At 71.0% G+C, this 12590-nt stretch carries 13 protein-coding genes; 8 read left to right on the plus strand and 5 right to left on the minus strand.

Translation table 11 applies throughout. The features are described from left to right. Window positions 1-18: 18 nt before the first annotated feature. From ACWIGI_RS10955 to ACWIGI_RS10965, 3 genes are all read right to left on the minus strand, one after another. On the minus strand, window positions 19-792 hold the full coding sequence (locus ACWIGI_RS10955) for an anti-sigma factor (protein ID WP_454202173.1): 774 nt from the start codon (window positions 790-792) through the stop codon (window positions 19-21). Beyond that, on the minus strand, window positions 789-1451 hold the full coding sequence (locus tag ACWIGI_RS10960) for a sigma-70 family RNA polymerase sigma factor (RefSeq protein ID WP_454202174.1): 663 nt from the start codon (window positions 1449-1451) through the stop codon (window positions 789-791). Before ACWIGI_RS10960 ends, ACWIGI_RS10955 begins: the two co-directional genes overlap by 4 nt. A 119-nt stretch (window positions 1452-1570) precedes the next feature. Then, window positions 1571-2212: a fasciclin domain-containing protein gene (locus ACWIGI_RS10965; RefSeq protein WP_454202175.1), complete on the minus strand. Its 642-nt coding sequence runs from the start codon at window positions 2210-2212 to the stop codon at window positions 1571-1573. A 282-nt stretch (window positions 2213-2494) separates the two neighbouring features. Here ACWIGI_RS10965 and ACWIGI_RS10970 point away from each other — a divergent pair, with 282 nt between their 5' ends. The 7 genes from ACWIGI_RS10970 to ACWIGI_RS11000 all read left to right on the plus strand — a co-directional run bounded on the left by ACWIGI_RS10970 (window position 2495) and on the right by ACWIGI_RS11000 (window position 9933). After that, window positions 2495-3793 carry an NAD(P)/FAD-dependent oxidoreductase gene (locus ACWIGI_RS10970; RefSeq protein ID WP_454202176.1) on the plus strand — a complete coding sequence of 433 codons (1299 nt, stop codon included), beginning with the start codon at window positions 2495-2497 and terminating at the stop codon, window positions 3791-3793. Then, a complete protein-coding gene (locus tag ACWIGI_RS10975; protein ID WP_454202177.1) occupies window positions 3790-4566 on the plus strand; it encodes a DUF1365 domain-containing protein in 777 nt (258 codons plus the stop codon). The genes ACWIGI_RS10970 and ACWIGI_RS10975 overlap by 4 nt, the downstream gene beginning before the upstream one ends. Continuing rightward, window positions 4563-5831, plus strand: a complete 1269-nt coding sequence (locus ACWIGI_RS10980) for a class I SAM-dependent methyltransferase (protein WP_454202178.1) — start codon at window positions 4563-4565, stop codon at window positions 5829-5831. Before ACWIGI_RS10975 ends, ACWIGI_RS10980 begins: the two co-directional genes overlap by 4 nt. Then, the gene (locus tag ACWIGI_RS10985; protein WP_454202179.1) at window positions 5828-6616 is read left to right on the plus strand and encodes a DUF1295 domain-containing protein; all 789 of its coding nucleotides are present in this window, start codon (window positions 5828-5830) and stop codon (window positions 6614-6616) included. Before ACWIGI_RS10980 ends, ACWIGI_RS10985 begins: the two co-directional genes overlap by 4 nt. A gap of 160 nt (window positions 6617-6776) precedes the next feature. Beyond that, window positions 6777-7436 (plus strand): ECF RNA polymerase sigma factor SigK, encoded by a 660-nt coding sequence (gene sigK / locus ACWIGI_RS10990; RefSeq protein ID WP_454202180.1) that lies wholly within the window; start codon window positions 6777-6779, stop codon window positions 7434-7436. After that, window positions 7429-8166 carry an anti-sigma factor gene (locus tag ACWIGI_RS10995; RefSeq protein WP_454202181.1) on the plus strand — a complete coding sequence of 246 codons (738 nt, stop codon included), beginning with the start codon at window positions 7429-7431 and terminating at the stop codon, window positions 8164-8166. The genes sigK and ACWIGI_RS10995 overlap by 8 nt, the downstream gene beginning before the upstream one ends. Before the next feature lie 159 nt (window positions 8167-8325). Beyond that, window positions 8326-9933 carry an alkaline phosphatase D family protein gene (locus ACWIGI_RS11000; protein WP_454202183.1) on the plus strand — a complete coding sequence of 536 codons (1608 nt, stop codon included), beginning with the start codon at window positions 8326-8328 and terminating at the stop codon, window positions 9931-9933. Between the two features lie 30 nt (window positions 9934-9963). On the opposite strand, the gene cbiE is transcribed toward ACWIGI_RS11000, so the two are convergent. Both cbiE and ACWIGI_RS11010 read right to left on the minus strand, forming a co-directional pair. Continuing rightward, window positions 9964-11208, minus strand: a complete 1245-nt coding sequence (gene cbiE / locus ACWIGI_RS11005; protein ID WP_454202184.1) for a precorrin-6y C5,15-methyltransferase (decarboxylating) subunit CbiE — start codon at window positions 11206-11208, stop codon at window positions 9964-9966. Then, a complete protein-coding gene (locus ACWIGI_RS11010) occupies window positions 11205-11966 on the minus strand; it encodes an SDR family NAD(P)-dependent oxidoreductase (protein ID WP_454202185.1) in 762 nt (253 codons plus the stop codon). Before ACWIGI_RS11010 ends, cbiE begins: the two co-directional genes overlap by 4 nt. A gap of 44 nt (window positions 11967-12010) precedes the next feature. Here ACWIGI_RS11010 and ACWIGI_RS11015 point away from each other — a divergent pair, with 44 nt between their 5' ends. Then, complete coding sequence (locus ACWIGI_RS11015; RefSeq protein WP_454202186.1) at window positions 12011-12436, plus strand: PPOX class F420-dependent oxidoreductase; 426 nt, start codon at window positions 12011-12013, stop codon at window positions 12434-12436. Window positions 12437-12590 lie beyond the last annotated feature (154 nt).

Below are 12590 nucleotides of genomic sequence, written 5' to 3' on the forward strand. Positions count from 1 at the left end.
GGTCCGGACGCGGCCGGCTCAGGTCAGGAGATTGATACTGGCCACCGGTTCGGTGGTCGGCTGCGGTGATCCCGCCGCCGGTTCCAGGGTCACCGCGAGGGTGTCGGCGGGACGGAAGGTCGTGACCACGGCGTCCCCGGCCGGTTCGGGCAGCACCGCGGCCGACCGCGGTTCGCCGCCCAACTGCACCAGCCAGATCTGGTACGCCTGCCCCGCGGGCGGCGGGGGCACGTCGACGAAGCGAATGGACGCCGCGGACAGCGCTGCCGAGACCTGGATTTCGAGTTCTCCGCCGCCCGCGACGCGCACCGTGCGGGTCGTGACGTCGGGTTGCCGGTCGATCAGCGAGGTGGAGAGCGCGTCGATGGCGGGGCGATCGTGCGCGCGCTGCACCACGAAGATCAGTCCCGCGCCCAGCGCCACGAGCAGCAGCACGGCGGCCACGGTATCGATGCCGGTGAACGGACCCAGGCCCCATCTGCGGGTGGCGGGACGCTGCGTTCGAGCGAGGTATCCGCCCTGGTCCCGGGCCGCGCGCAGCATCCGGTCCAGGGCGCGCATCAGCCGGTCCTCCGCCTCTGCCGGGGGCGGGCAGGCGTCGAGCAGACTCAGTTCGGCCATGGACTCGCGCACGGCGCTGACGCCGGCGTCGAATTCGGCGGCCGTCACCCGGTCGGCGCGCTCGCGCCGCCGTTCGATCTCCGCGCGCTCGGACTCGCTCACCGCGTCGAGCGCGTAGGGATAGGCGAGCTCGGCCAGATCATCCATGTCCGGCCGCTCGATAATGCTCATCGCAGGTCACCTCCTGTCAGGCAGGCCGCTAGTCGCTTGAGCCCGTCGCGAATTCGTGTCTTCACCGTGGGCACCGGCGTGCCCAGGTGGTCGGCGACCTCGGAATAGGTGCGGCCGCCGTAGTAGGCCAGCGCGATGGTCTCGCGCTGAATCGGGGTGAGGGCGTCCAAACAGCGCAGGACTGCGCGCTCCTCGGAACGCTGCTCGACCGCCTCCAGCACCACGTCGTGGTCGCGGCCCAGATACAGATGCCCGTGGGCGACTTCGCGCCCGGCGGAGGAGTTCTCGGCGCGGATGCGATCGACCGCGCGCCGGTGGGTGAGCATCATGAGCCAGCCCATCGGGCTCGACACCCGCCCGTCGTAGCGCTCGGCCAGCGTCCACACCTGGAGGTACACCTCCTGGGCGATCTCCTCCGCGATGGCGCGATTACGCGTCATGCGCACCGACAGTCCGAAGACGCGATGACTGGTGAGCCGGTACAGCTCGGTGAACGCGTCGCGGTCGCCGCCGCCCACCGCGCCGATCAGCGCGGTCAGGCGGCGGGCCAGGTCCTCGTCCCGTCCGGGACGCACCGCCGCGCAGGAGGGTCCGGTCCCGGGGTCGTCCCCGAGCTGCCGGAACAGCGGCACGACCTTCGCGTTGTCGTCATCGCTCACACTGACACCTGTGTTCTTCCTCCGGTTTTCGCCGGGGCGAACAGGATTCGCGGCATCGGCGATCACGTGCGTCGGTTCGAGGTGATGGACCTGGGCGACCATGGCGTGTCGATCCGGAGCTAGGCGGCCGGCGGCATGAGCACGCTGTCGATCATGTAGACGGTGGCGTTGGCGGTCTTGACCCCACCGCACACGACCGCCGCGTCACCGACCTTGAGGTTGTCGCCGCTGCCGGTGACGGTCACGCTGGCGCCCTCGACCGTCTTGTGCGTGCCCGCGATCTTGTCCGGCGCGATCTGACCGGGCACCACGTGGTAGGTCAGGATCTTGGTCAGGGTCGCGGAATCGGTCTTGAGCGAGTCGATCGTGGCCGCCGGGATCTTCGCGAAGGCCGCGTCGACCGGCGCGAACACGGTGAACTGTCCGCCGTTGAGCGTGTCGACGAGATTGACCTGCGGGTTCAGCTTGCCCGACACCGCGGCCACCAGCGTGGTCAGCATCGGGTTGTTGGACGCGGCGGTGGCCACCGGGTCCATGGCCATACCGCTGACCGAACCCGCTCCGGTCGGCACCTGCTCGGCGTACGCCTTGCAGCCAGGACCGACCAGGTTCGCCGCGGGCGCGGCGGCCGAGGTCGTCATGGCCATGGAACTGGTCGAGGAGGCGGTGGAATCGGACTTGTCATCGGAACAGCCGGTCAGACCGGCGGAAACGGCCGCCACGGCGATGGCGACGGCGATGGTGCGCTGCGTGAGCTTCATGATTCGTTCCTTCGATACGTCGGCTCGTCGGGAGCCTGTTCGGCAAGGGAGGGAAGAGCTTTCGAGCGATGCGTGATCACCGGCCGAGATGGGGGTCGGGTGTTGCGCTCGGCCGGTGACCACTGCGTGCGGGGCGATTCGACCCCGGTGCCCATCGACGCGTCGATGACCACGAACAGGGTTTCGCCCTGCCCCGCCCCGCGGTTTGGTCGGATCCGAAAAATCTTTTTCAAAACCCCTCCGCCCGCCAAACCGGTTCGGGGGGCACATCGAACTCGGGGTATGCAGTCAAGACGCGATATCGCCGTGATCGGCAGCGGGGTCGCCGGCCTCACCGCCGCCCACGTGCTGGCCGGGCACGATCGGGTGACCCTGTACGAACGCGACACCAGGCTCGGCGGGCACGCGCACACGCACGAGGTGGAGTTCGCGCCGGGGCGCCGGGTGCGGGTCGACTCCGGGTTCATCGTGCACAACGACCGGACATATCCGACGCTGCTGCGACTGTTCGACGAACTCGGGGTGGCCACCCAGGAGACCGACATGTCGCTGTCGGTGCGCGCGGACGCGATCGGACTCGAATACGCGGGCGCCAAGGGCCCGGCCGGACTGTTCCCCGCGGCGCGCATGCTCGCGCGCCCGCGTTACCTGTGGCTGCTCGCGCAGGTGCCACGTTTCCACCGGGCCGCGCGCGAGCTGCTGCGCCGGGACGACTCCGCGGTGACGCTCGCGGAGTTTTTGCGCGACAACCGATTCGACCGATTCTTCATCGACTACTTCGTGAGCCCGCTGGTCGCGGCGACCTGGTCCTGCGACCCCGAGACCGCGCTGCGCTACCCCGCGAGCTACCTGTTCCGCTTCCTCGAGCACCACGGCATGCTGACCGTGTACGGCTCCCCCACCTGGCGCACCGTCGTCGGCGGCTCGGCCCGCTACGTCGAGAAGATCGCCGCGGGGCTCGACGAGATCCGCACCGGCACACCGGTACTCGGGGTGCACGAGGGCACCGACGAGGTCCTGGTCCGCGATCCCGGCGGGGTGCGCCGCTTCGACGCCGTCGTCATCGCCACCCACCCGCACCAGGCGCTGGCCCTGCTCTCCGATCCCTCCCCGCTCACCGCCGCCGTGCTGGGCGCGATGCCGTACACGCCGAATTCCGCGCTGCTGCACACCGACGAATCGGTGCTGCCCACCCTCGAACGCGCTCGCGCGAGCTGGAACTACCGCATGCCGCCCGGCGGCGGGACCGGCGGCGTGGTCACCTACGACCTGACCCGGCTCATGAACCTGGGCCACGTCGCGGACCGCCGTTTCCTGGTCACCCTGGGCGGGGAGCACCTCGTCGATCCGGATCGGATCATCGCGCGGATGCACTACGAGCACCCGATCTACACCCCCGAGTCGGTCGCCGCGCAGCAGCGCCTGCCCGAGATCGACACCGCGCGTGTCTGTTTCGCCGGGGCCTATCACGGATGGGGCTTCCACGAGGACGGCGCGCTCTCGGGCCTGCGCGCGGCCGAACGCCTCGGCGGGCGCTGGACGCGCGAGCCCGACCCCGCCGACCGGGTGGGTGCGCGATGAACGAGGCCGGCGCCCCCGCACTGTATTTCACCCGGATACGGCACACCCGCGTCGCGCCGGTCCGGCACGCGTTCGAATATCGCGGCTACAGCTGGTATTTCGACCTCGACAATCCGCCCACCGTCGCACTCCCCCTGCGGCCCTTCGTCTCGTTCCAGGCGGCCGATCACCTCGCGCCGGTCAGCACCGGAAGCGAGCCGTCCGCCCGCCGGGACACCGGCGACAACCTGCGAGCCCGGGTCGATGACTTCCTGGCGCGCAACGGAATCGACTGCGGCGGCGGGCGCGTCACCGCGCTCATGAACGCGCGCACGCTCGGGTACGTCTTCGATCCGCTCACCGTGTTCTGGTGTCACGACGCCGCGGGCGACCTGCGATGCGTCATCGCCGAGGTGCACAACACCTACGGCGAGCGGCACTCCTATCTCGTGCGCACCGACGAGCGCGGGCGCGCCACGGTCGGCAAGGAGTTCTACGTCTCGCCGTTCAACGCGGTCGAGGGCAGCTACACGCTGCGGCTGCCCGAACCCGGGCGGGATCTCGACCTGGGTATCACCCTGCTGCGGGACGGCGAGCCGCCCTTCGCCGCGACCATGTCCGGCCATCGGGTGCCGGTGACCACGCGCGCGGTCCTGCGCGCGCAATGGCGAACCCCGTTCGCGCCGTGGCTGATCGCCGCGCGCATCCGGCGGCACGGCATCGCGCTGTGGGCGCGCGGCCTCCCCATCGTTCCACGGCCCCGGGCCGAATCTCCGCTGAGGACTGCACAGTGACCGACTTCTGCCTCGACACCACGACCGCGTTCGAGCTGCCGCCCGCACCGACCGGAACCCTCGCCCGGCTGCGCGGCGACGCCGCGGCCGCGCTGTTCCGGCGCGCGGTGACCCGCCTGCCGCTGCGCGTCGAGCTGCCCAACGGCGTGCTGCTCGGCGCGCACGCGGACACCGATCCGTTGCCGCGCATGATCATTCGAGACCCGGCGGCGTTCTTCGCCCGCCTCGGCGGCCAGGGGCTGATCGGGTTCGGCGAGTCCTACACCGCCGGGGACTGGACCGCCCCGGATCCGGCCGCGGTGCTCACCGTGCTCGCGGGCGCGATGACCCGGCTGATTCCCGCACCGCTGCAACGCTTCCGGTCGGTCCTGCCCCGCCCGCCCGCGCGCTCGGTGGGCACCGAGGCCAACGCGCGCGTGAACATCGAACATCACTACGACCTGTCCAACGAGCTGTTCCAGCTGTTCCTGGACGAGACCATGACCTACTCCTCGGCCCTGTTCGGCGCCGCGGACCTCGCCGCCGGGCCGGTGCCGTGGGAGCGCCTGGCCGATGCCCAGCGCGCGAAGATCGACCGGCTGCTGGACGCGGCCGGGGTGCGCGCGGGCAGCCGGGTACTCGAAATCGGCACGGGCTGGGGCGAATTGGCGGTGCGCGCGGCCGAACGCGGAGCCACCGTGCACTCGGTCACCCTGTCCGCCCGCCAGCTGTCCCTGGCCAGGTTGCGGGTCACCGCCGCGGGGTACGCGGACGCGGTCACCATCGAGCTGTGCGACTACCGCGACGTGCAGGGCAGCTTCGACGCCATCGTCTCGGTGGAGATGATCGAGGCGGTCGGACACGCGCACTGGCCGACCTATTTCGGATGCCTCGACAGACTGCTCGCACCGGGCGGTCGGGTCGCGCTGCAGGCCATCACCATGCCGCACGATCGCATGCTGGCCACCCGCTCCACCCACACCTGGATCCAGAAGTACATCTTCCCCGGCGGGTTCCTGCCCTCGCCCGAGGCGATCGCGGCCACCGCCGCACGCCACACCTCGTTGCGGGTGCGCGAGGAGTTCGGATTCGGCGCGCATTACGCGGAGACGCTCAGACTCTGGCGGGAGCGGTTCGACAGCCGCGCGCCGGAGGTCGGCTCGCTCGGCTTCGACGCCCGCTTCCGGCGGATCTGGCAGTTCTATCTCGCGTACTCCGAGGCCGGATTCCGCTCCGGATACCTCGACGTGCGCCAGATCGTGCTCGATCGCGAGGCCCGCTCGTGAACGCCGTGGACGGGCTGCCGCTCATCGCCCTGCTCAGCCTGCTCGCGCTGGCCGCGCTGCAGGGCACGACCTATCTCATCGGCCGCCGCATCGGCCGCTACAACGTCGTCGATGTCAGCTGGGGGCTGGGCTTCGTCCTGGTCGCCCTGATCGGGGTGCTAGCGGGCGACGGCCCGCTCTGGCGCAGGTTGCTGCTGTTCGTGTTGGTCACCGTGTGGGGCCTGCGGCTGAGCCTGCACATGCATCGCAAATCCGCTGGGCGCGGGGAGGATCCGCGCTACACCGAGCTGCTGGACCGCCGCGGGCACGGCACCTGGCAGGTGCTGCGCCGGATCTTCATCATCCAGGGGGCCTCGCAGTGGGTCATCTCCGCGCCGCTGCAGGTGTCGGCCGTCGCGGGCCCGGCGAGCGGACTCGCGTGGCTCGCGGTCGGCGCGGGGGTGCTGCTGTGGCTGATCGGATTCACCTTCGAGGCCGTCGGCGACCGCCAGCTCGCGGAGTTCAAGGCCGATCCGTGCCATCGCGGGACGGTCATGGATCGCGGGCTCTGGGCCTGGACGCGACATCCGAACTACTTCGGCGACGCCTGCGTGTGGTGGGGGCTGTGGCTCATCGCGGCCTGCGCCTGGCCCGGGGTACTGACGATCTTCGCGCCGCTGCTGATGACCTACGTGCTGATCTACGGAACGGGGGCGAGATTGCTGGAGAGACATATGGCAGAACGACCGGGGTATCGCGAGTACCAGCAGCGTACGGCCTATTTCTGGCCGCGGCCGCCCCGCTGATTTCCAGCGCCCGGCCACCGCCGGGCGTGCGCGCAGAAAGCCGATTCTCGACATGAGCCGACATCCCCAACTAACCTCCGAAGAGACGTCCGGCAGTTCCACGGCAACCAACCGGCCCACCTCTACCCGCGCACAGCCGATCCCCCGGAGACAGCCAGATATGGCGGACCAACCGCGTGGCCACTCGGTCGACACCGAACCCTCGGGCGACGCCGACCCGGCCCCGGCCTGTCCCATCGATCGGCCCACCCCGGACCAGGAGGTCGCCGCGCGCCTGGCGCGCCTGCTCGGTGAGATAGCCGGCGGCGACCGCGATGCCTTCACCGACTTCTACCGCTCCACCCACGACCGCGTCTTCGGGCTCGCGCTGCGCGTGCTGCGCCGCGCCCAGGCCGCGGAGGAGATCACCCAGGAGGTGTACCTCCATGTCTGGAACGCCGCCGGTCAGTACGACGTGCGCCTGGCCAGTCCGATCGGCTGGCTCATGATGCTCACCCATCGCCGCGCGGTGGACCGTGTCCGCACCGAAAGCAATTCCACCACACGCGATCTCGCGTACGGACAGCGCGAGCTCGGCCGCGATCACGACATCGTCGCCGAGGCGGTCGGCCAGCGCACCGAGGAGCGCGCGGTGGTGCAGTGCCTGGGCACGCTGACCGCGCTCCAACGCGAGACCATCGCCCTGGCCTACTATGGCGGGCGCACTTACACCGAGGTTGCCGAACATCTCGAGATCCCGTTGTCCACGGTCAAGACCCGCATTCGTGATGGCCTCAAACGACTCCAGAACTGTTTGACGGGAGTGGTGGGCGATGCCTGACGACGATCGAGCCGATCTCCTGGACTACGCGTACCCGTACGCGCTCGACGCGCTCACCGATGCCGAACGCGACGCGATCGAACACGCCCTGACCGGCGCCGACAGCGCTGTCGCCGCGAGCTTCCGGGATACGGTCCGCGATATTCGCGAGGCCATGGCAGCCATGACGATCCTGGACGCGCAGCCCGCGCCTCCGTCGGTGGAAGACGCGCTGAATCGCGCCCTCGACGCCGAGCGCGACGCGGCCGCCCCCGTGGTACCCCTGCGCCCCCGCCGAGCCTTCTCCCCGCGTCTGCTGGCCGCCGCGGCCGCCCTCGTCGCGGTGATCGCCATCGGCGTGACCGTCGCGGTCGTGCGCTCGGGGTCCGGCGACCCCGGCCCGGTCACCGCGCAACAGATCCGCACCCACTCCGATACCCGCACCGCCACCACCGAGGTCGCCGGCGGCGGCACCCTCACCGTCGCCGCCTCCCGCGACCTGGACGCCGCCACGATCTCGTTCGCGACGGTGCCCGCACCCCCCGCCGGCCACACCTACCAGCTGTGGACGATCTCCCCGGCCGGCCAGGCCCAGTCCGCGGCGGTCATGACCACCCTCCCCACCGATACCGCCCCGATGGTCCTGCTGATGCCCGAGATCACCCCCAAGCAGATAGCCGTCTCGATCGAACCCACCGGCGGCTCCCCCCAGCCCACGACCGATCCCATCGTCGCGATGAACATGGAGTAGGGCCGGCGAGGGCGAAGGGTGGATCGCCCGCACCCGATCGCCGGTTCTGCCGTGAATACGGTGTACCAGCAACCGCTTTCATCGCTCGAGCCCGAACTGTCAAGGGGGGCTGCGGCGTTCTCCGGCCGGGCCGAATGGGACGAACTACCCTCGATTCGTATGGCTGTGCTTGTGCTGGGACCGGTGCTGCGGCACGTCGATTCGACGACGGCGACCGTGTGGGTGGAGACCGACGCGGCGTGCGAGGTCGAGATTCTGGGGCGACGGGGGGCGACGTTCCAGGTCGGCGAGCAGCATTTCGCGCTGGTGGTCGTGGACGGGCTGACCCCGGACGAGTCGGTCGAGTACGAGGTGGCGCTCGACGGGGAACGGGTCTGGCCGGAGGCGGGGTCGCGGTTCCCGCCGAGCCGGATCCGGACGCGGACGATCGAGACGCTGCTGTTCGGGTCGTGCCGGGCGGCCAAGGCCACGCCCGGGGTGCTGGAAGCGGACCGCGTCGGGCCGGATGCTTTGGACGCGTACGCCTTACGGATGATGGGGCGACCCGAGCACGAGTGGGCGGACGCGCTCATCCTGCTCGGGGACCAGGTGTACGCCGACCAGCCGACGCCGCAGCTGCAGGAGTGGCTGACCGCGCGGCGCGCGGGCAGCGAACCGGCCGAGGAGGTGGTCTCGTTCCGGGAATACGGTGCGCTGTACCACGAATCGTGGAGCGACCCGGAGATCCGCTGGCTCATGTCCACCGTCGCCACCTCGATGATCTTCGACGATCACGACGTGCGCGACGACTGGAACACCTCGCGGGCCTGGCGCGAGCAGATGGCCGAGAAACCCTGGTGGAGTGAGCGAATCCGGGCCGGGCTGGCCTCGTACTGGGTGTATCAGCACCTGGGCAACCTGAGCCCGGCGGAGCTGGCGGGCAACGAGCTGTACCTCGAGGTGACCAAATCCGGCGGGGACGCGCAGGGTCTGCTGGAGGACTTCGGCGCCCGAGCCGATCAGGAAGCCGACGGGCGCAAACCCACCCGCTGGAGCTACCGGCGCGACTTCGGGCGAATTCGCCTGCTGGTCATCGACACTCGCAGCGGTCGCATCCTCGACGGGCGCCGGCTCATGGTCGGGGAGGAGGAATTCGAGTGGATCGAGGCCAACGCGGCGGGCGACTACGACCATCTGCTCATCGGATCCTCGCTGCCGTGGCTCATGCCGCACGCGCTCAGCCATCTGCAGGCGCTCAACGAACGCGCCGCGGGTCAGCCCGGCCTGCGGGGGCGACTGGGCGAGAAGTTCCGGCAGGCCGCCGATCTGGAGCACTGGCCCGCGTTCCGCTCCTCGTTTCTGCAGCTGTCCACGCTCATCCACCGCCTCGGCCGGGTGCCGGACCCGCCCAGCACCATCTGCGTGCTCTCCGGCGACGTGCACCACAGCTACGCCGCGCGCGCCGAGTACGATCCGCCCACCGAATCCCATGTGCTGCAACTGGTGTGCTCGCCGGTGCACAACGACCCGCCGAAGATCTTCCGGCCGATGTTCGCGCTGTCCTGGGCGCGCCCGCTCGCCGCGGCGCTGCGCCGGCTGGCCACGCGCCGGGGCATCGGCCCCGATCCCCTGCGCTGGGAGAAGATCAGCGGGCCGCACTTCGGCAATTCCATCGGCGCACTGCACATCAGCGGCCGCCGGTGCCGATTCCAACTGGAGACCGCGCACCCGGACACCGGCCTGCACACGGTGGCGGAAATGGACTTCCCCGCGCCGGCAGGTCGATGAGCCGGCGGGACCGGAAGCAGCCGGGCCGGCTTACGAATCCGCCTCCGGCACCGTGGTTTTGACCACCGACCACTGCGTCACCGGCAGTTGCGGACGCCACGAGGTGAACCCACCCAGCGGTTCGGCGCGGTAGACCTGGAATCGGCGCAGCGTGCCGCCGTACCGCGCGGCCAGCAGGGTCAGTTGCGCCTCGGATTCGGCCGTCACCGCGTTGGCCACCAGCCGCCCGCCCACCGGCAGCCGCGCCCAGCAGCGCTCGAACAAGCCGGGCACGGTGAGACCGCCACCGATGAAGATCGCCCCCGGATCCGGCACGCCGTCGAAGGATTCCGGCGCCGCCCCGCGCACCTCGATACCGGGAACGCCCAGGGCCGCGGCGTTCTCGGCGATCTGCTTGCGGCGGCTCTCGGCGCGCTCGAAGGTGATCGCCCGGCAGGACGGATGCGTGCGCGCCCATTCGATGGCGATCGTGCCCGAGCCGCCGCCCACGTCCCACAGCAGTTCGCCGGGCGCGGGCGCCAGCGCGCTCAGGGTCAGCGCGCGGATCTCGTACTTGGTGAGCTGGCCGTCGCCGCCGTAGACCGCGTCGGGTAACCCGGGCACCCGAGTCAGTCGCGGGGCCTCGGGATCGGAAACACACTCCACGGCAACGATATTGAGCGGATCACCGGCCGCCCGGTCCCAGGTCGCGGCCACGCCCGCCGCGACGGCCTCGTCCGGACCGCCGAGTTGTTCCAGCACCGTGAGCCGCGACCGCCCGAAACCGTTGCGCGCCAGCAGTTCCGCGAGCCGACCGGGCGTGTGCTCGTCGGAACTGAGCACGAGCAGCGCGCGCCCGGACGCCAACTCCGGCAGCACCGTCTCCAGCCGCCGCCCCACCGCGCTCACCACGGGCGTCTCGGCCAGGCTCCAGCCGAGCCGCGCGCAGGCGAGCGAGGCCGAGGACGGTTGCGGCAGCACCCGCAGCGCGTCCGCGCCCACCAGCCGGGCCAGGGTCGCGCCGATGCCGAAGAACATCGGGTCGCCACTGGCCAGCACGCACAGGCGACGGTCCGCGAACCGCTCGAGCAGCCCGGGCAGCGCCGGAACCAGCGGCGACGGCCAGGCCACCCGGTCGGCGGCGCTCTCGGCCGCCGGGATCAGGGCCAACTGCCGCTCCGAACCCAGCAGCACCTCGGCCGCGCCGATCTCCCGGCGCGCGGGGCCGCCGAGCCCGTCCCAGCCGTCCGCCCCGAGCCCGACCACCGCGATCGGGTGCGCGCGGGGCCGCGTCATCGCGGGGCCCGCCGCCACAGGAAGCGCGGGGTCAGGCGGATCGCGACGAACAGCAGGCGCAACCGGCGCGGCACCACGACCAGGCGCGCCCGCCGGTACAGGCCCGCGACCACCGCGTCGGCCACCTGATCGGGGGTGCTGGACAGCGGGGCCGGTTCCATCCCCGCGGTCATCCGTCCGATGACGAAGCCCGACCGCACCAGCAGCAGGTGAATCCCGCTGCCGTGCAGGGCATCCTGCAACCCGCTGGCGAATCCGTCGAGGCCGGCCTTGGCCGAGCCGTACACGTAATTGGCGCGGCGCACCCGCACACCGGCTATCGAGCTGAAGACCACGATCTGCCCGTTGCCCTGCTCGCGCAGCAGCGTGGTGAGACTGGTCAGGATGTTGACCTGCGCCACGTAGTCGATCTGCACCACCGCGACCGCGTGCGCGGCGTCCTCCTGCGCACGCGCCTGATCGCCCAGCACACCGAACGCCAGAATGCTGACCCCGATGGGACCGTGCTCGGCCACCACTTTCTCCAGCAGCGCCTGATGGCTCTCGAGGTCGTCGGCGTCGAATTCCACGCAGTGCACCGCGGCCGCCTCGGACAGGCCGAGTTCGCGCCGCTGCCAATCCAGGTCGTCGCTGCGCCGGGCGGCGAGAATCACCGTGCGCCCGGGCGCGAGCCTGCGCGCCACCTCCAAACCGATTTCGCTGCGACCGCCCAGCAACAGCACGACGCCTGCATCGACGTCCCGCGATCCGAATGCCATGGCTGACAGTCTGCCATCCGGAGCACATTGCTAGCGTCGAGATCATGCCGAGCACCGAGACCCGCCCCGAACTCTCGCCCGCCGCCGCCGAATTCGTGACCGACCGCCACCTCGCGACCCTCACCACGCTGCGCGCCGACGGCACCCCCCACGTCGTCGCGGTGGGCTTCACCTGGGATCCGGAGGCCGGCATCGCCCGCGTCATCACCAATGACGGCTCGGTCAAGGTCCGCAACGTGCGCCGCTCCGGCTACGCCGCCGTCAGCCAGGTCGACGGCCCCCGCTGGCTCACCCTCGAAGGTCCCGCGACCGTCCTGAGCGAGCCCGAAGCGGTCGCCGAGGCCGTCGAGCGCTACGCCGCCCGCTACCGCGTCCCCCGCGAGAACCCGACCCGCGTGGTGATCGCGATCCAGGTGAGCCGGGTGCTGTCCAGCAGCGTCTTCAAGCCGGGCGCGACCCCGGCCCACTGACGATCGCCGGGACGCCCCCCGCGTACACCGACCGCACCCACTCGCCCCTGCTCGACGCGCCCCGCACTGACACCGACGGTCGCGGGTGCTTCGACGACGATCCGGAGAACCCGTCCGCCACCGGAGCCGCATGGGCCGCCGACCGTGACGATCC

The organism is Nocardia sp. NPDC055321, assembly GCF_053645575.1.

What these genes read in the sequence shown, in the direction of transcription:
- ACWIGI_RS10955 (WP_454202173.1), bottom strand. Translation starts at nt 792, where the DNA reads ATGAGCATTATCGAGCGGCCGGACATGGATGATCTGGCCGAGCTCGCC.
- ACWIGI_RS10965 (WP_454202175.1), bottom strand. Translation starts at nt 2,212, where the DNA reads ATGAAGCTCACGCAGCGCACCATCGCCGTCGCCATCGCCGTGGCGGCC.
- ACWIGI_RS10970 (WP_454202176.1), top strand. Translation starts at nt 2,495, where the DNA reads ATGCAGTCAAGACGCGATATCGCCGTGATCGGCAGCGGGGTCGCCGGC.
- ACWIGI_RS10975 (WP_454202177.1), top strand. Translation starts at nt 3,790, where the DNA reads ATGAACGAGGCCGGCGCCCCCGCACTGTATTTCACCCGGATACGGCAC.
- sigK (WP_454202180.1), top strand. Translation starts at nt 6,777, where the DNA reads ATGGCGGACCAACCGCGTGGCCACTCGGTCGACACCGAACCCTCGGGC.
- ACWIGI_RS10995 (WP_454202181.1), top strand. Translation starts at nt 7,429, where the DNA reads ATGCCTGACGACGATCGAGCCGATCTCCTGGACTACGCGTACCCGTAC.
- ACWIGI_RS11000 (WP_454202183.1), top strand. Translation starts at nt 8,326, where the DNA reads ATGGCTGTGCTTGTGCTGGGACCGGTGCTGCGGCACGTCGATTCGACG.
- cbiE (WP_454202184.1), bottom strand. Translation starts at nt 11,208, where the DNA reads ATGACGCGGCCCCGCGCGCACCCGATCGCGGTGGTCGGGCTCGGGGCG.
- ACWIGI_RS11010 (WP_454202185.1), bottom strand. Translation starts at nt 11,966, where the DNA reads ATGGCATTCGGATCGCGGGACGTCGATGCAGGCGTCGTGCTGTTGCTG.
- ACWIGI_RS11015 (WP_454202186.1), top strand. Translation starts at nt 12,011, where the DNA reads ATGCCGAGCACCGAGACCCGCCCCGAACTCTCGCCCGCCGCCGCCGAA.